This is a genomic window from Ktedonospora formicarum (assembly GCF_016587355.1).
In the GTDB taxonomy this organism is placed as follows: Bacteria; Chloroflexota; Ktedonobacteria; order Ktedonobacterales; family Ktedonobacteraceae; genus Ktedonobacter; species Ktedonobacter formicarum.
This window is the reverse complement of the sequence record NZ_BNJF01000004.1, coordinates 68,151-88,913: the sequence shown is the minus strand read 5'-3', so window position 1 is coordinate 88,913 and position 20,763 is coordinate 68,151. Positions and strand designations below refer to the sequence as shown.

At 50.5% G+C, this 20,763-nt stretch carries 15 protein-coding genes and 1 pseudogene; 6 read left to right on the top strand and 10 right to left on the bottom strand.

Annotated elements, in window-relative coordinates; all coding sequences use genetic code 11:
* Nucleotides 1-2: 2 nt before the first annotated feature.
* Nucleotides 3-139, top strand: a pseudogene (locus K3T82_RS48190) (IS6 family transposase); the annotation flags it as partial.
* A gap of 793 nt (nucleotides 140-932) precedes the next feature.
* Here K3T82_RS48190 and K3T82_RS31920 read toward each other — a convergent pair.
* From K3T82_RS31920 to K3T82_RS31885, 8 genes are all read right to left on the bottom strand, one after another.
* On the bottom strand, nucleotides 933-1,649 hold the full coding sequence (locus K3T82_RS31920; protein WP_220197588.1) for an IS6 family transposase: 717 nt from the start codon (nucleotides 1,647-1,649) through the stop codon (nucleotides 933-935).
* A gap of 326 nt (nucleotides 1,650-1,975) precedes the next feature.
* A complete protein-coding gene (locus tag K3T82_RS31915) occupies nucleotides 1,976-2,263 on the bottom strand; it encodes a mersacidin/lichenicidin family type 2 lantibiotic (RefSeq protein WP_220197587.1) in 288 nt (95 codons plus the stop codon).
* A gap of 34 nt (nucleotides 2,264-2,297) precedes the next feature.
* Nucleotides 2,298-2,627, bottom strand: coding sequence for a hypothetical protein (locus tag K3T82_RS31910; protein ID WP_220197586.1), 330 nt, complete (start codon nucleotides 2,625-2,627; stop codon nucleotides 2,298-2,300).
* Between the two features lie 115 nt (nucleotides 2,628-2,742).
* Complete coding sequence (locus K3T82_RS31905; protein WP_220197585.1) at nucleotides 2,743-6,051, bottom strand: type 2 lanthipeptide synthetase LanM family protein; 3,309 nt, start codon at nucleotides 6,049-6,051, stop codon at nucleotides 2,743-2,745.
* Between the two features lie 200 nt (nucleotides 6,052-6,251).
* Complete coding sequence (locus K3T82_RS31900; RefSeq protein WP_220197584.1) at nucleotides 6,252-8,432, bottom strand: peptidase domain-containing ABC transporter; 2,181 nt, start codon at nucleotides 8,430-8,432, stop codon at nucleotides 6,252-6,254.
* 28 nt (nucleotides 8,433-8,460) lie between these two features.
* Nucleotides 8,461-9,018 (bottom strand): hypothetical protein, encoded by a 558-nt coding sequence (locus K3T82_RS31895; protein WP_220197583.1) that lies wholly within the window; start codon nucleotides 9,016-9,018, stop codon nucleotides 8,461-8,463.
* A gap of 281 nt (nucleotides 9,019-9,299) precedes the next feature.
* Nucleotides 9,300-9,542: a hypothetical protein gene (locus tag K3T82_RS31890; RefSeq protein WP_220197582.1), complete on the bottom strand. Its 243-nt coding sequence runs from the start codon at nucleotides 9,540-9,542 to the stop codon at nucleotides 9,300-9,302.
* A 611-nt stretch (nucleotides 9,543-10,153) separates the two neighbouring features.
* Complete coding sequence (locus K3T82_RS31885) at nucleotides 10,154-10,507, bottom strand: reverse transcriptase N-terminal domain-containing protein (RefSeq protein WP_220197581.1); 354 nt, start codon at nucleotides 10,505-10,507, stop codon at nucleotides 10,154-10,156.
* A gap of 645 nt (nucleotides 10,508-11,152) precedes the next feature.
* Between K3T82_RS31885 and K3T82_RS31880 the strand changes: the two genes are divergently transcribed.
* Nucleotides 11,153-11,416 (top strand): hypothetical protein, encoded by a 264-nt coding sequence (locus tag K3T82_RS31880; RefSeq protein WP_220197580.1) that lies wholly within the window; start codon nucleotides 11,153-11,155, stop codon nucleotides 11,414-11,416.
* A gap of 21 nt (nucleotides 11,417-11,437) precedes the next feature.
* Here the strand turns inward: K3T82_RS31880 and K3T82_RS31875 are convergent, their stop codons facing one another.
* Complete coding sequence (locus K3T82_RS31875) at nucleotides 11,438-12,319, bottom strand: TlyA family RNA methyltransferase (protein WP_220197579.1); 882 nt, start codon at nucleotides 12,317-12,319, stop codon at nucleotides 11,438-11,440.
* A 1,016-nt stretch (nucleotides 12,320-13,335) separates the two neighbouring features.
* Here K3T82_RS31875 and fes point away from each other — a divergent pair.
* Both fes and K3T82_RS31865 read left to right on the top strand, forming a co-directional pair.
* Nucleotides 13,336-14,616, top strand: a complete 1,281-nt coding sequence (fes, locus tag K3T82_RS31870) for an enterochelin esterase (protein ID WP_220197578.1) — start codon at nucleotides 13,336-13,338, stop codon at nucleotides 14,614-14,616.
* 233 nt (nucleotides 14,617-14,849) lie between these two features.
* Nucleotides 14,850-15,647, top strand: a complete 798-nt coding sequence (locus K3T82_RS31865) for a nucleotidyltransferase domain-containing protein (protein WP_220197577.1) — start codon at nucleotides 14,850-14,852, stop codon at nucleotides 15,645-15,647.
* Nucleotides 15,648-16,430: 783 nt separating this feature from the next.
* On the opposite strand, the gene K3T82_RS31860 is transcribed toward K3T82_RS31865, so the two are convergent.
* On the bottom strand, nucleotides 16,431-17,318 hold the full coding sequence (locus K3T82_RS31860) for a GNAT family N-acetyltransferase (RefSeq protein WP_220197576.1): 888 nt from the start codon (nucleotides 17,316-17,318) through the stop codon (nucleotides 16,431-16,433).
* Nucleotides 17,319-18,053: 735 nt separating this feature from the next.
* Here K3T82_RS31860 and K3T82_RS31855 point away from each other — a divergent pair.
* Nucleotides 18,054-19,037: a phosphotransferase family protein gene (locus K3T82_RS31855; RefSeq protein ID WP_220197575.1), complete on the top strand. Its 984-nt coding sequence runs from the start codon at nucleotides 18,054-18,056 to the stop codon at nucleotides 19,035-19,037.
* 515 nt (nucleotides 19,038-19,552) lie between these two features.
* The gene (locus K3T82_RS31850) at nucleotides 19,553-20,680 is read left to right on the top strand and encodes an oxidoreductase family protein (RefSeq protein ID WP_220197574.1); all 1,128 of its coding nucleotides are present in this window, start codon (nucleotides 19,553-19,555) and stop codon (nucleotides 20,678-20,680) included.
* The last annotated feature ends 83 nt before the right edge of the window (nucleotides 20,681-20,763 follow it).

The following is a 20,763-nucleotide window of genomic DNA, read 5'->3' as shown; positions in this document are numbered from 1 at the left end:
CCAGGCATCTGTGCCTCACATGTGGCCAGACCTCCGCCAACGAGCTCAAACATCGATGTAGCCACACTGGAGACAAGTGGCATCTTGATGAGGTGTTTTTGACCATCAAAGTGAAGCGAAGCTCACTTTGATGGTCGATTAATATGGCAACATGCTTGATATTCTGGTTCAAAGCAAGAGAAAGAAAAAGCTGTTGTAGAGAAATGAAAAGGGGGCGAAATGGTTCCGAATGAGAAAGAGAGGGAGGCAAGAGGAGGAGAAGCCAAGGCGAGTGAGAAAGAAAGGGGCCGCAGCCGTGCTCGTAAGGACATGCGGTTGTAGGTGAGAGGGGAAAAGAAGTGAAGGAGGAACATGGGACTGTGAGTGTGAGGAGAACTGAGAAAGAGGGGAGCCACAAGGGGGAAGTGAATAGATGCATAGAGGCATATGGAAGTATGGAAAGCGATAAGAAAGGGTTGTCAAGGAAAAGGAGATTGGGTAACTTTAGAGGAGAGATAGGTATCAATAGATGAAAGGAGTGGAAGGTGTCACTGGGAGGAGAAGAGTGTGAAGAGATACGGTGGGCATAGTATGTGGAGCGGAAGAGTCAGCGGCAGATTGCGAAAGAGGGGGGGAAGAGTCGAAGGCGGGAGAAGCAAAGAGTAGAGGGAAAAGAAGGCGAGAAGCGAGGGGGCTCGAAGGGGGGTATATGAGCCGTATCGGGAGCGAGTGGAAGCGTTGTTGGTGGAGAATGAGGAGTTGCCGATGAAGCAGCGGTATACAGCGGCGAAGATGTACCAGATGCTTTGTGAAGAGGGGTATACGGGGTGTGAATCAAGAGTGCGGCAGGAGGAGCGTGAGATATTGTCAACTTGATGAAATAAGAGAAGAGCTTTTTAAGGAAGAGACAAGAGAGAGAAAAGAAGCTGAGTATCAAGGAGGCAGATTCGGCCTTATGCGACTGTTTCCCTTCCAATTACCTCATTCCATATCTGGAATCGTTCCTGCATGATGGTACGATACTCCCCGGCCTGGAAACGATGTCGTTTGGGACGAAAATGATCAGAGATCAAACCAAAAGCAGAGAGAAAGCGTTGCGCGTGACCAGGGGATTTGAAACGGCGCATCGTACGTTCACGTTGCCGTGTTGGCTGGTGCGAGTTCTCCGCTTGGTTATTCAAGCCCTTGTGCTGGCGATGCTCGACGCCTGGCATGATGTCTTTCTTGGCGGCAGCATAGCTCGCCAGTTTGTCGGTGATGATGACTCGCGGAACGTATTGGAGTCCTTTGAGCAGCTTGCGAAAGAAGCGTTTGGCCGCTTTTTTGTTGCGCCGACTCTGCACGAGGATATCCAACACATTGCCATGCTGATCGACGGCTCGCCACAGGTACTGTCTCTTCCCACCAATGGTGAGGTATACCTCGTCCATATGCCATTTGTCACCACAGCGAGGGCGGCGACGCCGCAGTTCATTGCCGTAGGTCTGACCGAATTTGAGGCACCACTGACGCACTGTTTCAAAGCTCACGACGATTCCGCGTTGTGCCAGCAGTTCCTCAACATCGCGAAAACTGAGCGAGAAGCGGAAATAGAGCCATACTGCGTGGCTGATAATCTCCGATGGGAAGCGATAGCCTTTGTAGTCCTGAGAGGTCAGGATTGTTTTCATGACTCTATTCTAACACATTGTTCAGGTATGTGACCAAGTTGACAATACCGCGCGTCCTTGCCATCTGCCTCTCCTTGATTCGTTTTTGCCTGGTATTCTATCACATGGTTTTCGGATAAGCTCTTAGTACACTGAGGCAGAGAAACGTCCATGATAGATTAGGAGGAAAAGGCAAAGGGGAAGAGCCGATTATCGCCCTTCCCCGATGTCATACAACTGGATTCACCACGCTTTTCGCTCAAGGGTTTATCAGGGAACGTTCTGAAGTGGGCAAGAGACCGAAAGGCTTCTCGCCCGCTGCGGAATAGTACGAAACCTCCAGAATCTCAGCAGGGTCCTGCCCCAGGCCCCCTTGTGTTACAATAATTAGCTGGTACTGATACTACGTTACAATAATAAGCTGATGCTGACCTGATATACGGGTTGTGCCAACAAGCGACATACTCCAGACTCCTCACTCCAGTTTGCGCCTGGGCTCCACTGACCTCCTTTAGTTCCTCATCGCTCAGTTCAAACTGGCCAACTGGGTTCTCCGGCAGCAGAGCTTGCTCTGCGGCGCTTAAACTCTCACGATAACTACGATCCTTCCACGCACGAATGATGTCAATGTTCATGTGAAATCTCCTTTCTGCTCCTGCTCTATCACGCTTACCACTCACATCGCGCCTGCACGGCAGCTATTGTTGCGTTCGCGGTAAACGTATCAACCTGGGCCTGGGTCAATACACCCTCTTTCAACTGGAGAAGCAGGATATCTTTTACTGCAGCCAGTTTATACTGCTCAAATGTCTCCACCGAAACATTCAGGCGGTTGGCCAGGTCGCTCAGGAAAAGGGGGCAATACCGCTCGCCTGCCGGTGCAGCAGGCGCATGCGGCGCGATCATCGCCGAGACCTGCGCCGGACCAGCGAAGAGGAAGCCAGCGAGCAGAGACAGTTGCAGCATCATGGTACTACCAATGAAGAGGAACTTTCCCATTTTACCGCGTATCCTTTCTTAACCTATCGAAGCTGTGTATTGTTCAGCAAACGATTAAAACACACCATCAACGCAACACAAAGTCGGAAATCTTCTCTTCCCGCCTATGCATCCTTCACTCTTTGTCTTGCACAACAGGAGGAGCCACTAACAGCACCGAGGGTACTTTCTCAGGTTCCGCCAATCTGAGTAGTTCATATCCCATGCCAGCCAGGCCGGTCATTAAACCTGGTACCTCTACGCCAAGCGGAACGCCTGTCACCCAAGCTTCCGCGTCAATGCTACCCAGAATCGTGGCTATAGCTTGCTCTAACCGCTCATGATCTTCCTGCCGATTGAGCAGGCGTGCTGCGGTCAGAAGGAGTTCTGCATTTCCCAGAGATCCATGACAGAGCGAATGATTGCTATCCAGCCCCTGCGTCATCGTCGTATTCAAAGCAATGTCTATTTCTTCTCGAACTTGCTCATCGTCCATGTACTCCAATGCCCCCAAACGTCCCAGTCCGATGCCAGACGCACCATGACACCAGGCGACCATACATTTCTGGAGTGGTCCCGTCGCCATGGTGTCGGATTGCCTTGTCTTTGAAGTTGGCTTACGCACATCAGCCCAGTTTTGTTGAGCAGGAAGAAACAGGCTGCGATCATACGCCAGCGCACTCAATGCTGTTTGCCGGAAACGCTCTTCCCCGCTCACACCTGCCAGTTTGAGCAGACTCATGGCAATGCCGGTGCTGCCATGCGAAAAGCCACCCAGCGGCTGCTCCTCTTTATCGATCACCCAGCCCGTTCCTACGGGCATGGCCTGCGCGATGGCACGTAAATGATCGCCACATTGGAGAGCTATTTCCAGCACGCGGGGAGACGAGTGGACTGCATAGAGACTCAACAAACTCAGGATACAGCCCGCCGAACCAGTGAGAATGTCCGGGTGCTCATCTTTAGCAATGAGCGCTGGCAGATATTCGAGCAGTTTCTCTGCTTCACGAATGAGTGCAGGCTCATTCCAGAGAACGCTCAGGTGAGTGAGCAGATAGAGAGAAGAAGACCATCCCTCAAAGACTCCAACACCCATATTAAAAGAATCATCCTTCTGACCATCGATCTGTTCACAGAGCGCCGCGACCTGTGCACGAACGGTGGTAAGCGCACGTTTCGCCAGGGATGTAAAGCGGGCTTCGCTGGTAACAGCACCAAGGTAGGCCAGAAAAAGGGTGATACCGCCGATTCCATCGTACAAATCTGTCCCCGCGGGGAAAAGACCCCATGCCTTTTCGCGGAAAAGGTTCACACCTAACCAGGAAACCATTTCGTCCTCCTGCAAAGCCAGGTCTTCCAGGCGTGCTCCTATGGTCTTCGCCAGAGCAATCATACGCTCGCGGGTGGCAGGCTGGTGTATTGGATGCAGCGACAGGGATTTCTCAACGAGTCCTTCAAAGCCCATCTGGGGGACAGCAAGTGAAGTCGCAATGATCCAGACCTGTTGGGCAAGATCCTGCTCATTCAGGTGTTCGATCCGCTTCCGCATCTGATCCAGGCCGGTTGTATCGAACAGATCAAACAGGGGCTCCCTATCAGATGAAAAAAGCGTGTGACTGTCAGGAAACGTTGTAAACAGGGGAATATCTCCTTCGAGCAGTTCGCGCCGTTCCGCAGGGATAACTTTAGAGAGGTCGGACCACTGCTCTACTCCTTGCCATAAGCGATCGAAGAAGCGGTCTCGCTCAAGTCCATCGCGCAAAAGATCAGGGTGGAAACTGGCAGCCAGGAGCAAGGTATAAAAGTGTGTCGAACGCAGGAGTATACGTATCTCATCGTGAGCAAAGCGTGGCAATTGTTCGGTAAGGAAGGCCTCACGCACATTCATCAACAGCCGATACATACGTGTAAAACCTGTAATAATGTCACTGCGATAATCCAGAACATTGACATCCTGACCGTTCAGCTGTGGTCGATTCTGGCCTGTCCACATTTCTGCCTGTCGCAGAGTGAGATGCATCTGCTCAGTCCTTATTTCATCCCAGGCTGGCAAGGGATGGGGCATGATCTGTCCTGCCTGTCCCCCTAACCCGCTAAGATCCACACCGGGGGAATTCTCGCTTGCCCACGTCCATTGTGGCAACAGGCCCACTTCCAGGACAGATTGATTCATCAAGCGAGCAGCGAAATCGATGCGTGGAGTCGCATCACTTTCAGCAAGGCGTGGAAGAAGAAGAGTCTCAAGATCAACGGGCATAGGATGTTCACCAGAAGCAATCACATTCTCAATATGCAGGTCAGTCGCATTAAGTGTGTAGAGTAAAGCGAGATACTCTCCCTGGCGCTCGTAAAAACGAACAATCTCAGCCTGGGATGTGCAGGCAACCGCCTCGACAAATTCAGACCATCCATAATCGCCGCGAGCGAGCAATTTCAGAACGCGGAAAGGTGGCTGCGCGCCGTGTTCGTTCAACCATGCCAGCAGTTCTTGAAAGTGTTTATCTATCGCTAAAGGTTTTGGCTTGTAGAGCAGTTGCAATCCTGAGCTAAATCTCAAGATATGGACGCTGCGTCCTCCGCGATGTAAATCGCCGACTCCCCCCTGCATATCAACCAGCAGCCCCGGATCGCCTCCCGGTGTAAATACGCGACAGATATCCGACCAATCGGCGCAAAGATGATCGAGTATTTCGATGGCGTAATGCGTCCAGCGGTTAATGGTAGTTATGAGCAGACGTGCCAGGACAGGATATTCCGCGAACAGAGTTACTATCTTCTCTTCCTGGCAAAGTTGCCGTATAAAATCCATAAACCGCTCTTCAGGCGTCTCTCCCTGCAAATGCCCCTGAACACGCGCAACGTGCATTTCCAGAACCATTGTTTTTCCTATTTGGAAAAGGAGTTGAGGGATAATATTTTTTAAAAATCTTTCACTAACTTGTTTTTCATCAAATGGCAGAAACGCATAACGTTGTTGTAACTTTTGTATGCCTTTTTGCAGGGAAGTGAAGCCAGAGAGTAAGAGCGGGTTGATCGTTTGCATATATGGTCCCAGAGGATGATTTTTCAGAATTTCCTGGGAAACGGGCAGTATCTGATCGCCATCATCTGCTTCTGAAAATGCTTCTATGAGCGCGTTCAGCCAATCGGGAACAGATGGAGTACGAGCCTTTATCTCGGCGGCAGATTCCGCGAGGAAAGCGAGAAGATCCTCTTCAGTCAGAGAGTCGCTGGTCAGGCGATCCGCGAAAAACGTGCCATGGTCGAAAGGAGATTGCGCTTTCCAGGCGTTCAAGCGCTGCGTGGCTTTATCGAGATGTTCTTCAGTAAGTGTATCTTGCGGACGCCCCTGCCCCCGAACACAACGCTCAGTGAGGGATAATGCAGTATACCATGCCGGAGTCTGCCATAACGCTTGATTTTTTCGGCCGCATTGTTTTTTCATGTTTTCTTCCCTCCAATCCTTTTTTACTATAAATATACTATAAATCTATCAAATTCATCAAACATTCGTTTCTATACTTGCACTATGATTGCATATGTATATCATTACAATTTTATTTTGTCAATCTTAAGCAAATTACCTGCATATAGATATTTAGTGACTTAAAGCCTAATATACAGGTTTTCCCTGAGAAGTATGTATCACTCAAATTGATGCGCATCAATTACCTTCAACTCACTGCTGGCGAGCTGGCTTTGCATCAATCTCTCGTAATGCCCCTTTTTCCTGAGCAATTCTTCGTGTGAGCCGCACTCCACAATCCGCCCTTCATCAAGAACGACAATACAATCGGCGTTACGGATAGTACTGAGGCGGTGCGCGATGATGATTTGTGCACACTGCAAATCTCTGAGGTTTTGCGCAATGATACGTTCTGTAACGACATCCAGCGAGCTGGTCGCTTCATCAAGCAAGAGGACAACTGGCTCGTGAGCCAGAGCACACGCGATAGCGAGTCGCTGGCGTTGCCCACCGGAGAGTGCTCCGCCACCTTCAGCAACTGCTGTCTCATAGCCCATCGGCATCTGCATAATATCATCATGCAGAGCGGCCATTTGTGCCGCCTTGATGACCTGCTCCAGACCAATATCGGGATGGTTGAACGTAATATTTTGCCAGATCGTCCCACTAAAAATGTGTGCGTCTTGCATCACAGCACCAAATTGCATCCGTACTGCTTGATAATTGAGGCTGCGTAGTGAGATACCATCATAGAGAATCTCTCCTTCCGTTGGTAGGCAGAGCCCCAATAACAGCTTGCCCAGCGTGCTTTTCCCCGATCCCGTTCGCCCAACGATAGCGATCTTTTGTCCCGGCTCAATTTGCAGGTTTATATTTTGAAGAACAGCGGCATCAGTGGAGTTATATCGAAAACTCACATGCTTGAGCGTAATTTGTCCCGTTAGGCGAGGCGGATGCTTTACCTTTTTTACATCCTGCTCCGGGTGGGCTTCTATTACATCAGAGAGCCGTTCGAGATGGGAGCGGACTGTTTGCAATAATTGTCCACTGCTCACTAAAGATGCAAATGGAGTCAGGAATGCTGTGGTTAGCGCACTTAATGCAAGCATTGTCCCTACCTGCATGCTACCGTTCAGTACTTCAATTGCTCCTACCCATAATAATGCGAGAGGCGCAAGTGTATTGAGAATACCCACAGACAAGGTAATGAAGCTTGTGAGGTAGTGCAGGCGCACAGATGTATTGAGCTGATTAAAAAACAGATTGTACCAGCGCTGAAATGCTTTTTGTTCCGCTCCAGCGGCCTTGAGCGTGGTCATACCTGCTAACATCTCCGCCACGTATCCTTGAGATATTCCTATGGTCTCTAATTCGCGGCTGGTGAGCCGGCGAATAGGCCCATATGTTCCCAACAACAGGCAAATCTGGAGCAGACCAATCGAGATCGCCATGATGCTGAATAGGAAGGATTGCGAGAATAGAATGAACAAATAGGTAATGACGATCCCTCCATCTATAATTGTCGAAATCAATTGATTGCTAATAAGATCGCGAATGACGTTATTACTCGCCACACGCGTTAAAATGTCTCCACTCGAACGCTGCTGGAAGAAGCGCAGGGGGAGCGTGAGCAGATGTTCAAAAAAACTTGACATGATAGACGCATCAATACGCGCCTGTAAATAGACCAGGAGCGATGAACGGATGAGTGTCGTTACTAGTTGAGAGAGCAGGACAACAAGCAGACCAATACCTAAAAGAGAGATGATATTGACCATTCGATAGGGCACAATCCGGTCTACAATCACTTTCGTGAGCAATGGAATAACCAGTCCAAAGGCCTGCAGAAGGAAAGACGCCCCAATGATTTGCAGAAACACCAGAGGGGACCGCTTGACGTATTGTACAAGATATTTTCGTAAGGATATCACCGGCGCAGTTGTATGAGGATCAAACTGCACACCTGGCTCAAGCATAATGATTATGCCCGTGAAACCTTTATTGAATTCCTGTGCCGTCAGACGTTTTCTTCCGGTAGCAGGATCAACCACATCAACGAAGGATGGAGACCAGCGCTCAACGACCAGGAAATGGTTAAATTGCCAGTGGACAATGGCAGGTAAGCTCACAAAACGAAAATCGATACCTGGTGATGATATGGCTCTCACCTTCAGCCCATAACCACGAGCGGCTTGAACGATACTCCACGCTGAAAGGCCGTCCCGACACACACCAGAGTTTTCGCGTATCTCTGATACGCTTGTCTTGCGGCCATAATATGCAAGAATCATGGCCAGACAGGCCGCGCCACACTCCACATCGCTCACCTGTATAATCTCTGGTACCCTGCGTCGCAACATATTCAGAGTCCCCTTTATTGAATTCATCTTACCGGCCTGAAAAGAGCGATAGTAACCGCTGCGAACCAATTTGCACCTGCGCGCTCACCGGATCACCGGCGGACAAATGAGCCGGATGTACCGCTGCCGGAAGAATTGTTGCCGCAACAGAAGATTGCGCTATGCTTTGCGCTGCTCTGTCATTCAGCCGATAGCGTTTGCGCGCCTCATCCAGGCCGATAGAGCCTGCTTCAATGTGCTTTATCGTACCAGTAAACTGTTGTCCTGTTGGCATTACCTCCAATTGTGCATATGCATCGACGCGAATCTGAGCAGCATACTGTGCCGGGAGAAATACCATGATAACCGCTGTGTTGTCTTTGAAAACATTGGCTGATTCCCCAGGAAGAATAATTCCTGATCCAGCAGCAAATATGGGGATCTCTCTGTATGATATTAGAAAGCCGGTAATAAGAAGGAGGCAGAGCAGTACATATAAGAGGAGAATAAGGGAGGGGGAAAGAAAACGAGGAAGAATATCCCTTTCTCGTTTTTGTATATATTCCTCTATAGCCTCTTCGCGAAAAATTGAATGATAGGGTTTCATGTTTGCTCTCCCCAGATAAATCATGGGTAGTACGCATTCTCTATAGTACGTCCGGTAGAGCCACCATAACTAGTGGATGAGCCAAATCCTACTCGAAGTATTTACGGTATTTACGGTCAAGTCTGGACAATTTTTACTCATCAACTAGTTAAGGGAGTTCTACCTTTATCTTTGTGAACGCGCATATTTATACGAATAACGGCGATAGACCTCATCAATATCCTCGCCGGTTGTCACTCTAATATATATAGGCATGAACAAACACATGTAGTACAGAGAGATCAATGCCTGCTCTCTTCTTCATAATCCCGCCGTGAGCGGATGAACTGCGCGGCGGCCGGTTGGATCATGCCGGTGAGGGCTTGGCCGCAGAGGGCCAGTGAGATGAGAAAGTCGTCGTGTCCGTCGCCGGGCTGGACGTAGAAATTGATAGTTTCGGGAGCCGGTAGGGCATAGCGAGCCTTATGGATCTGGCTCCAGCACTCGTTGAAAATCTCTGCTGGAGCGCCTTGCTGGCGATACATTTTGGGGTAGAGCTCATATAATAATTGGCAGAAGGATCCAAGATAGCAACTCACTCAAGGAGTACAATGACGGAGGTAGCGGGAGAGCCAGGGTTAGCGCTTGAGGCCTGTGTGACACTGTGACCTCCTTACGTAGACGGCTCCCCACTCATCAGGGTCAAGGGTCTATGAGGCTTGTCGCAACAGCCAGGCTGTTTCTGAGAAGAGAAATGCCTGGTGAGATTGCCGATCCAGCATGAGCTGACGCTCGCTCTGATTGGTTGGGTTTCTCGCTGCCAACAATCGCGCATGTTGCGTCGAAGAAGATAACGAAGACGAGAAATGGAGAGAGCACCAGAAAGCAGGTGTGTGATGAAAATGGTGGCAGCGACATTCTCTCCTGAGGAAATGTCGATCACGTATGTTTGTGGGATTGACATGGGAAGCCAGTCCTGCACCGGTTGCATTCTCCGGCTTGATAAAAGGGCATTGTCAACTTAAAAATTTTTTGTTGATGAGCTTTCACCACATTGATGCCACATTCGCCAAGATTTTCCAGAAAACACGGTCAGAAAAAGGCCATCATCCCCACTTTGGGATCTGTTTCTTTTGCTTAAGCTCTACAATTTTGCTTAAGTTGACAATACCATCCGTCGCACTGGTTTGGCTTTCCATATGGTGTAATGAGCGAGCAGATCGACCATTTTTCCACGGGCTTCTGGTGTTTTGATGACCAGTTTATCCATTCCAGGCGTTTTTCTCCCAGCGTTCATCTGCGTGACTCGTCGGACGCTCACGAGTCGATTGGAGTAGCTTTTCAACATGAGTTTTTGGAGCGAGTGGACCTTTTTCAAGTTCCCCTCTTGTGTTGCCCGAAAGATACGCTGTCTCAGGTTACGAACAGTCCGATTGGCTTTGCGCCAGTCAATGGCGTTCCATTCGGTCTGCGTCTCGGTTCCGTTTGCTAAGCGTGTGTGTGCTTGCATCTAACTTTTTCCTTGATGAGTTCCTTCACATCGTTCTTTGGGTGGTGTACCAGGATCACGTCAGCCGCCTTTCAGCGTGGGTATCTCCGTTGTCGGCCCTATCTGCCCAGTTATGGATTTCTGTTGTCTTTCGGCGAGCAGCCTTCGCTTCTTGATCCTTCCTGTTCCCACTAAGGCATTCGGCTTCCCTTACGGTCAGCTTACTCAAGAGATTGCTGGTCTTTTGAGACCTTATTGGGGTTTTCACGTTCTGCGCGATTGAGATGCAACCGGGGTGGGTGTCTCCTATACTGCGGGGAGTGGGTGTCCTCAAAGCCGATTGACAGCACGGCTTCCCAATATTCCCATCATCATCGTTTCAACCACTTTCGATGACCTCACATAACGCAGCCTCATCAGAGATTCACTTGCGTTCTCCCGTCCGGTTTTCCTCTAGCCCGGTTGCCTCTTGTGGTTTGAGGCTCCCTTCGGCATTCCCCCTCGCTTTCCACCCCACCGTTACCAGTGACGCAGAGAGAGGTGAGGACAGGCCTGGACACTGCCTGAAGGCTTTCGCCTCACTCAATTCGTGCAACCTCGTGTCGCACTGTCATTTGTGATTGTACCATTGAACAGACTTTTCGGTACAACAAATGCGAATTGGGTATGGAAAGTCCTCGTGTTTGGAAGGGGGAGAATCGACGCAAATTGCTCTTAATGGTCACTTTAGCCTATGTTTTTCTCCTCTCCTTGATGCATCCTTTCCTCCTCGACTTGCGCCAATGGCTTCTGCGCCACTGGTGTCACCGTACAGGCAAGCGGTACCGCCAGGTGGCAGTACCGCTTTATCGACTTCGCTGGGCCATCAGCGCTCTCTGGCATGCCTCTGACCCTCGTCCTTTTTTCTTCATCCCTCAAAATTCGGGATGAGTCATGGCAATGAAAATCCAATTATTCTTCTTGAGTTACGCCAACACCTGTTCCCTGAATAATCTCAAGCAGTGTTTGCGCCTCAAACTGCCAATCAACCACACCGGGACAGCGAGCAAAGGAAGCAAAGAATTCGTGCACACCATGGCGAGGTGTAAGTGCCAGCTTCACTATCCCCTGGAGACTCAGACCGCACGTCCTTCCTGCTTCCACGACCTGTTGCAGCGCTTCAAGCAGCAATGTCACATCGTCAATGTGTCCAGTTCTCCTCGCATCGGCACTCTCAACCTCGAAGAGTGGCTTCACGAGAACCAAAATCTGCCCTTTGGGTGCAAGCAATGCGGTTGCAACAGGCAATGCTTTGGTGAGAGAAAGGTACGAAAGATCCAGTGTGATCAGCGTCGGTGGAGGAAGTAGCCTATCCACTGTCAGATCACTGAGATTGGTTCGCTCGAAATTTCGCACACGAGAATCAATGCGGAGACGACCAAGGAGCTGACCATAGCCGACATCAACAGCATAGACCAATGTGGCTCCTCGTTGTAAAAGGCAATCAGTAAAGCCTCCCGTAGAAGCGCCACAGTCAAGAGCGACCTGCCCGACAGCATCAACTCCAAATGCATCCAAGGCGGCTTCCAATTTGTATCCAGCTCGACTTGCGTAACGAGATCTTCCACGCACGTGAACATGGGCATCACGAGGAACAAGCATCCCTGGTTTGTCCAAACGCTGGTTGTTCACCACAACCTTTCCAGCCATGGTCCATCGGCGTGCCTCTTCAATGTGTCCAAAGAACCCTTGCTCTACGAGCAGTGTTGCAAGAGGGAGCTGGCGTTTAGCAGATACGCCTCTCTCTTGCTTGGCTTTGCGATCATTCGCTTGAACATCTGAAAATGAAGACATCCTTTTTTCCTTTTTCTTTTTGCATGGGAAATGTACAAATTCGCCAAATGGAAAGAAAAAGGAATGGAGGGGCACGACCATATGGACGTTGGAGGCAACACAAAAAGATCCAGTCGCCCCAAAGGGCGAGGATCAGCCAAGAAACAGAAGTTGTACCGAGATGAAGATATTACTTTGAAACCAATCCACTATCAGGGAGCATCAGGGGCTGTTACCTCCTGTGCCCTCTGTCAGAGCCTACGCTCTTGGTTCGTCAGTAATACATCACCCAGTTCCAACTACTCGCTTGTCTACAAGGAGACAGAGGGAAAAGAAACATCCTTTTTTGGGTAATACTTTGCGAAATCATCGTTCTCATCCAATCTAGAGCGAAGAAAGAGCGCTTCTTCTCATCTTGAGATCCACGGCGTATCGACGTTCAAGGGATAGACGTAGCCATCACATCATCGCTTCGCTCAACAGAGACAATAGTGCAACGCCATCTTGAACAACGCAGGAATGTTTGCGGCTAGCATACCATACATTCAGGGACATGTGGCGCAGTTTCAAGGACATTGCCACAATTTTTATCGTTCTCGTAAGAAAAACTTGACAAAAGAGCAAGCGTACTTTATGCTCAAGAGACAGATATCTCCTCAAGGAGGCCAAAAGCACGTATGCCTAACCACTACTAATACATGCTCAACCACAATGCTGGTGAAAAAAGCAGGAAACCGCTCCTCTCTCAAGCACTGCTATCTTCCTGATTGTCAGGAAGCCCGCGTCCTTGTGTAGGAGATGTTCCCAGTCGCTTGCCTGTGTGCATGTGTAGTTTTGGTGAGACATGAGTGTGAGGTCCATTTTCTCTCCACTATTGTATTGCCTCTGCTCGCCATCCTAAAAACGATTTCCCTTTGCATCTTGGTGCGCGCCTACGCGTGCTCACGCATCAGCATGATATGGCCGTTTCCGGTGTTACACAGATACATGTTGAAAGGACGAAAAGAACATCATCTCTTTTCGAAGAAAAGGTATCTATGGAATCACAACGCTTCCCTGAAAGTCCGCGCATACACGCTGTACAACAAGCACTCACACGAGGGAATTCCACCGCTCTTGACCGTTTCTGGCAAGATATTCTTGCCCATGGAGCACCGCTGATAGAAACCATTGAAGGAGATGAGAAGCACGCTCTGGTCACGTTTCTCTGGAGAGACAGTGGAGACACACACAACGTCGTGATCTGGGGCGGACCAGCAGGAGTAGACCATCCCGAAGAGCATCAGATGACACGCTTGTTAGATACCGATCTCTGGTACAAAACCTACCGTCTCCAAATGGATGTGCGTGGAGTTTACACCTTCTCCATCAATGATGCTTTGACTAATCAGGCACAGGGCGGGTTCGGCACCCGTTTTCTCCCTGATCCGCTCAACCCCAAGCAATTTGTGGCTCACAGAGACGAAGAAAAACCTGATTCGCAGGAGGTCATCTTCTCCATTCTGGAATTGCCCCATGCTCCTGCTCAGACCTGGATTGTACCTTCCCCTGACGGAGCAAAGGGCCAACTGCATGCCCATCGGTTACACAGCCATATTCTTGGCAATGAGCGCCGCGTCTGGGTGTATACGCCTGCCGAGTACACCCAGACAGGCGAATCCTACCGTCTCTTGCTCCTCTTTGATGGCTGGACCTACCTAGACCTCATTCCAACACCGACCATTCTGGACAATCTTGTGCGAGAAGGGAAAATCCCTCCATTGGTTACGGTCTTCCTTGATCACCCAGATGATGAGACGCGTAACCGTGAGCTAGTCTGCTACCAACCCTTTGTCGATTTTCTCGTTCAGGAGCTGATGCCGTGGATGCATGAACACTATCATGTCACTGCTGATCCCGCCCAGACGATAGTTGGTGGCTGTAGCTATGGCGGATTGGCAGCCGCGTTCGCAGGGTTACGCGCCTCAGGAACTTTTGGCAATGTGCTTTCGCAGTCTGGCTCGTTCTGGTGGGAGAAGGATCCTGAGGACGATATTCAGCAAGAGTGGATCATTCAACAATTTATCGCTAGCCCTCGCCTCCCTCTTCGTTTCTCTCTGGAGGTTGGTTTAAAGGAGGATGTGGGATGGATCTACATGGTGGGCTGCAATCGGCATCTGCGTGATGTGTTGCGCCTCAAAGGGTATGAGGTCCAGTATGCCGAGTTTAACGGATATCATCACTCCGTTTCCCATCGCGGCTCATTCGCAGATCGATTGGTCGCCCTTGTGGGCAAGGAACCAGTGAGTGGGGTGAAAGAGAGGGCAAGTGATCGTTGACCCACCTCAGGAGAGAATGATGCCGAGAGCCTCGTTTCTCAGCTCATGCACACGTTCCCGCAGGAGAGAACGCACTTCTCTCAGAAATATGATGATTGCAAATCACTCTCGGTCTTATTGACCAGAAAGAAATAGACCTGAGGTTTGTCAGCATGCGACCAGTATGCACCTCTGGTAACGTATTTCCCGCCGCTCTTGGCGAATCACAGGATAAAAATATGAGGAGATTGCTTATGTCTCATCACAGAGCTCTTTCTCTTCAGCATCGAACTGAGCTTCTGAAACATATTGCCACGGTTTTAGAGAAGGATGAACGTTTTGTCGCAGCTTGGTTAGCTGGCAGTTTTGGTCGAGGTGAGCAGGATGCGTTGAGCGATCTCGACCTCCATGTTGTGGTTGCTGAAGCATACAGTGAAACACTCTGCGCAACGCCTTGGCCATATGGTGCGAGAACTACTGAAGAGAGACTGGCGCTGTTTCAACAATTTGGAACGCCGTCGGTTCTTTTTGAAGCCCACAGTAACAATACGCTTGGTGGGACGTTTACCTACGTGTTATACCAAGAATCAGCCATCAATGTCGATTGGATGCTCATCCCCCACCATCTCGCGCATCAAGAACATCCATCGTTCCCTCTTTTTGATAAAGTTGGAATTCCTGAGCCCCCTCCTCTCGAGCCAATATCTTCTCAGAGGTGCATTGAGGATGCCTCTGTGACAACAGGCTTCTTCTGGATGATCGCAGCGAGTATTCTTCCACTTCTGGCCAGGCATGACCTGATTGGTTTCCACAATGGGCTGTTAGGTCTTCAACGAAATGTGCGTGAGGTGCAAGCCGCACTTCAGGGAGAGGTGCTTCCTTTTCAAAAGCGTCCTTCTCAACTGTACGTCACCTTAGAAGAACAGATATTGGCGCTTCGTGCTGTATGCGATGAGATGGAAGCATTGATGCCTCAGGTTGTTGCTGCTGGTGGGTCTGTTCCGTCCTCGCCTCGTCTGGCAATTGAAATGCGTCTTGCCATGCTTTCATAATGGCACATACTTGATTGCTCCATCAAACGCGCACCAGGGCAACAGATGTGAGCAAAGCATTGAAGCAGGAGAGGCGTTCGTTTTTGACAGAAAAAACATCCAGAATTAACAGAAGGAGAATGGAGGGGAAAAGATCAGCCAGAGGAAGCCCGAGCACTTCCCCCAAGTGGGAGAGCAACACCTAAGCCAACAGGTGCCGCTCTCCCATGCTATGGCATCCCTGTTGCAGCAGGTCATGTCGAAGCACCTTGGAGGAAACCTCAAGCAAGGAGGGAAGTAAGGCAAAAGTGAAGCTGGCCCTCAGCAAGCGCTTTCTGTGGTGCTCCCATGCCCACAGGCTTGATTCTTCCCCACAATATTTTGAAGCGGCGTAGCAAGCGAAACACCTGGTCAATGCCCTCACACCTAACAGGTCTGGCCTTCCCATGGAAGCATTTGTCCTCCGATATGAGCACTGATGCACCTTGATGTGCGCAAACCTCTTCACGGCTGAGAGACCGGCAGAGGGAAGTGTAAGGAACGAAGAAATCTATCCTCCTTTGATGTGTCGTCGATCTCCGCCGGCCTCTTGCCATCCACGAATACATCGTCTACAGTCCCACCGTGAAGTCCGGTATCCGCGTATCATCCTCGGCGTAGACCTCATGGCAATTGCGGGGAGGACGCCAGGAGGTATGACAGGCTATGCCAGAAACTCGATTTGCCTGGCTGGTGATGCTAAACATGTGCGTTTTTCACCAACTTTCTTCAACTCAACCTTCCACTCTCGATGGTGGATTGGTCTCAGAGCAGCTCTGAACCCGAAGCAATATAGCATTGCGAGTCAAAAAAGGGTGTAGATGCATTGGAAACAAATGTTTCAACGTAGGTGATGCGAAAACCTGCTTTCAGCAGCAGTGCCAGAGAAGGATGCGGACCAGGAACATCAATCCGCAGAATAGCCGCTCGTTGACGCGCCCAATCAACCGCCGCCAGCACACAGCGTACAGCGTCTGCTGGTGTCCGCGCGCCGATAGGGCCAAGGGTACATGCCTCGGGAAACCAGAGGGTACCAGCTCCCAAGCGAACATAACCATAGCCGATGGTCACCCCATTGTGCTGAAACCAGAGCGGCATTGCCTCCTGCTCGCTGATCCAGTAGGCGTGATCCTGTGGACGGTGGCGGCCACTTACCTGGGCATCCCATTCTACCAATTCCGGATCACCTGGATGAGCTTCCACAACCTTCAAATCGGTCGGCCATTGTTCACCTAACGCGTCTTTCTCCAAACGCAGGCAAAAATTAGGCCATTGTGGGTGCATCCCCGAGCGAATATAGAGGGCGAGCGCACGCGGATCAGTCGAACTCTGTGTGCAGCGTACTCCATCTGGCGAGGATGACAGGACTGAGCGGAGGAGCGTCTGCCCGAGGCGAGACGACTGCTGGTCGGGACGCACAAAGAGGTCGGTCAGATAGGTCACCTTGCCACGCGTCATCGCAGCGGCGAAGGCAAGCATGTGACCATTGTCCTCAGCAACGTATACTATCCCGGTTCGCAAGATATGTGCCAGTGTCGCTGGTCGAGCATCAGGCAGAGGAGGGGGAGAAGATTCACCATGAATTTCATTTTCGTAAAAAATTTCGAATGCCTGGGCGAGATCATCTGCATGTGCAGGACGAATAGTAATCATTGAGTGCGCTCCTTGGAAAACATACAAGCTGCATTCTTGCTCTTCTCTCCCCTAATTTACCACACGGAGAGCGGGTGAGTATCACCCTCCGGCCACATCCGAGTCTGTTTCTCTTTCCCTTCTGGCTCATCGCCGGCTGGTATTGCGAGTGTGTGTTTTCCGTTTGGTGTGTGCTTTGAAGCGCAGCGCTCCGCCGCTTGGCGAAAGAGTCCACGCTCTTCCAGAGCTAAGGACATGCCATAACCGAGTCACCGCTCTGCTAGAGGTAAATGCTTCCATTGGAGAGCTAGACCTGCTCAAGTGTGAGAACTATCCCACTTGTAGTGAAAACACATCAGCAACAGCGGTTTAGTTCTTCTTTCCATGCTCAGAAAAAGCAATGAGCACATTGGATACGCTCAGCCTCACAAAAAAATGAGATAGAACCATTTTGAGGGTATTGACCATCTGCCAAGCGAAAGATGCTTACCTGACATTCATATCGGTACTCAAACCACACCTCATGGCTCTCCCCTTTTGCTCCCATCCAATTCATGACGCGGGTCATAGGATATGACAGATAAATGGGTAGTATCTTCTTTTTATTCCCCCGCTCTGTGGCAAGCTATCTTTCCCCTTGTTACCTCTTCTTTTCCCTATGCTTGTGCTCAAAGAGGAAAACAGGTATGCTTCTCTTCACAAGGGAGGTGCCAACTCTATCACCTCTCGGCGCTTTTTCTCTGAGGAGGACATACCATGAGGCTCACCAGTCGGGCTGATCCTAGCCTCGATCAAGAAATGTTGCGGTCTTTCATCGACACAACCTTTTCAGCCGACGTGACTTCTGTTCACAAAAAGGCTGAAGGCGCTTTTGGGATTATTTATGTGGTCCACATGACCCGCGATCCCGGACAGGTCGTCATCAAAGCACATAAATTTCCAGGCCGTGGTCTCGCCGAACAACGACAACTTGAAGCATTACGAAAATATGCTCCTGTTCCTGTCCCGCACGTCTATGCTCTGCATATCGCTCCAGATACCTCCTATGAAGTCTTGCTCATGGAACATCTCCCTGGGGTCGAGGGGCGGCAACTTGGAGAGCTCGATGAGAAGGCGCGTGATAAAGTTGCGCGTCACATGATCGAGGTCCAACGCGCTCTCCACGCTGTTCGTAGCCCCCATGGGTATGGGCCTATCGATGGACCCTCCTATGAGACCTGGTGGGACTATTACGGTCAACGGGTCAGAGCCATCAATCAGCTGATCCAACACCCACGCTCTCCCGAAGAGGCACTCCCCGCTCTCATTCGGGAGGTCGCTCAGCACGCACTTGATCGGGCAGAAGAGATTCTGGGCCATCGTCAAAGAGAAGCCGTGCTGATTCATAGCGATTATTGTCTTGGCAACCTGCTCTTTCATCCTTCAACCTACCAGGTGACTGGTTTGCTTGATCCTCTCGATGCTGAATGGGCAGACTATGAACTCGATCTGATTCACCTGACCAAGAGTCAGGGCAAGCGATACCATCTCCTTGAGACCTATCAGCAGATGCTCGCACTGGATCAGGACTTCGAGTTGCGATATTGGTTCTATATGTTCTGGACGTGGCTCTACTACTATGCCCTCATTGGCCTCTATGATGCACAATGGTATCCCGCTTGCGCAACCCATTTGAAACAAGTGATGATGGAGAGAGGGCTCATGGAAGGGTCAGCTCGCAGCATGATAGTGGAGTCGTAAGCACCTCTCCCAAGGCACGAATACCTTGGAGAGATGGCGCTCTCGATCTCTTGGAGCAGAGAAACGTATGTGCAACACCTCGCAACCATCGTTGCTCTTCATTTCATTCGTATGGCTCGCTGGGAATAATCATCCCCCATTTCTTCTCATTGAGATGGGATGGCCTTGGATCTCAAGCATTATCGACTTGACACAGATGGAAGAAAGAACATAAAATGAAGGTACCGATCTAAAAGGGGGAAATTGCTGATCATGAGCCTTTGCTAATCGTGTACCACGAAGTCACTCACAAATTTCTCTTGCGACTTTTTGCACGCATATATCGGCGTGCAACTATTTGCTGGTGTGGCTGGTACATGAACATGCAGAGCACATGACGCATGGCTTTTCCCTGCCACCCAGCTTCACCTCTTTGCCATGCCTTCTAAATTCCTACTATGCTTGTGCCTGCCTCCTCATGTGCGAACGCTCGCCAGTGTTGTGTCATCGAATGACATCCTTTGGAGAAGAGGCATATGGTTGAACTGTTTGCAACGACCGAAATTGATGGGATAACACCGACCTGGCTCACACAGATCCTGCGCCATTCGGGAGCTCTCACCCAAGGCGAAGTGCATGCCATTGAGATCCAATCAACAGGCGCTTTTAATTCCCACACCAATTACCTCTCACTGCGCTATTCGCCTGAGGCACCACCAGAGGCGCCAACGCACCTTGTCCTGAAACAGAATACACAAGAAGAGTGGTGCAAACAAGCGCAGGCGCGCGAGGTGCGCTTCTATCAGACCATCGCTGCACTTCCCAATCATCCACAGGTGATCGCTCCCTGCTACGCCGCAGCCTATGATGAGCAGAGCGGCAATTCCTATCTGTTGCTTCATAATCTCTCAGAGACGCACCGCCAGCCTGTGACGCGCGATGAGTCCATTGATACGAGCGGGAGCGTCCCCAGTCCCGACTATATCGAAGCCACCATCGAGACCCTTGCACGTCTTCAGGCCTTCTGGTGGGAGCATCCTCTGCTCACAACCGAGGTCGCACGCGCCGGCATGTGGCTGACGCAAGAGGCTCCAGCAATCCGCTATATCCAGACTCGCACCCAGGCATGGGAGCAATTCGTCACACGTCAAGCAGGCGCAGCCCTGCCGGTCGAGGTGCGTGCAGGCTATGAACGATGGCTTGCTCACATGCCTCGCTACTGGGAACAGCACCTGGAGCCTCGCTTCCGTACAGGCAGCAAACAAACATTGCTGCATGGCGACGCCTACTTCTCGAATTTCCTCTGCCCGCGCCACCTTCCTGGGGCCACCTACTTGATCGATTGGCAGGGACCAGAAGTGCACATCGGAGCACTGGACCTTGCGAATATGCTTGCCACCTTCTGGACCCCTGCCCAGCGTCATGAGGAGCAACGAGAGGTCCGTGCTCTACGGCACTATTACGACACGCTCACTGCTCACGGCGTCCGTCACTACAGCTGGGATGAGTTGCTCGACGATTACCGAATCGGTCTCATTGAATGGCTCTACATGCTCGTCTGGGATGCGAATAATGGCTCATCACACGATTATTGGTGGCCGAAAATGTACTGCCTGTTTCAGGCAGCTATGGAGTGGCAGTGCCTGGAGTTCATGGCGAAGTGACGGAACCGTTCTCTTCCTTACAATCAAGACAAAACATCTCGTGAGCAAGAAAAACTGCATGTTCTTGCTCACGAGATCCAACA

Bases quoted from the DNA above. Each gene is read 5' to 3' on its own strand.
- K3T82_RS31920 (WP_220197588.1), bottom strand. From the start codon at position 1,649: ATGAAAACAATCCTGACCTCTCAGGACTACAAAGGCTATCGCTTCCCA.
- K3T82_RS31915 (WP_220197587.1), bottom strand. From the start codon at position 2,263: ATGAACATTGACATCATTCGTGCGTGGAAGGATCGTAGTTATCGTGAG.
- K3T82_RS31910 (WP_220197586.1), bottom strand. From the start codon at position 2,627: ATGGGAAAGTTCCTCTTCATTGGTAGTACCATGATGCTGCAACTGTCT.
- K3T82_RS31905 (WP_220197585.1), bottom strand. From the start codon at position 6,051: ATGAAAAAACAATGCGGCCGAAAAAATCAAGCGTTATGGCAGACTCCG.
- K3T82_RS31900 (WP_220197584.1), bottom strand. From the start codon at position 8,432: ATGTTGCGACGCAGGGTACCAGAGATTATACAGGTGAGCGATGTGGAG.
- K3T82_RS31895 (WP_220197583.1), bottom strand. From the start codon at position 9,018: ATGAAACCCTATCATTCAATTTTTCGCGAAGAGGCTATAGAGGAATAT.
- K3T82_RS31890 (WP_220197582.1), bottom strand. From the start codon at position 9,542: ATGTATCGCCAGCAAGGCGCTCCAGCAGAGATTTTCAACGAGTGCTGG.
- K3T82_RS31885 (WP_220197581.1), bottom strand. From the start codon at position 10,507: ATGCAAGCACACACACGCTTAGCAAACGGAACCGAGACGCAGACCGAA.
- K3T82_RS31880 (WP_220197580.1), top strand. From the start codon at position 11,153: ATGGAAAGTCCTCGTGTTTGGAAGGGGGAGAATCGACGCAAATTGCTC.
- K3T82_RS31875 (WP_220197579.1), bottom strand. From the start codon at position 12,319: ATGTCTTCATTTTCAGATGTTCAAGCGAATGATCGCAAAGCCAAGCAA.
- fes (WP_220197578.1), top strand. From the start codon at position 13,336: ATGGAATCACAACGCTTCCCTGAAAGTCCGCGCATACACGCTGTACAA.
- K3T82_RS31865 (WP_220197577.1), top strand. From the start codon at position 14,850: ATGTCTCATCACAGAGCTCTTTCTCTTCAGCATCGAACTGAGCTTCTG.
- K3T82_RS31860 (WP_220197576.1), bottom strand. From the start codon at position 17,318: ATGATTACTATTCGTCCTGCACATGCAGATGATCTCGCCCAGGCATTC.
- K3T82_RS31855 (WP_220197575.1), top strand. From the start codon at position 18,054: ATGAGGCTCACCAGTCGGGCTGATCCTAGCCTCGATCAAGAAATGTTG.
- K3T82_RS31850 (WP_220197574.1), top strand. From the start codon at position 19,553: ATGGTTGAACTGTTTGCAACGACCGAAATTGATGGGATAACACCGACC.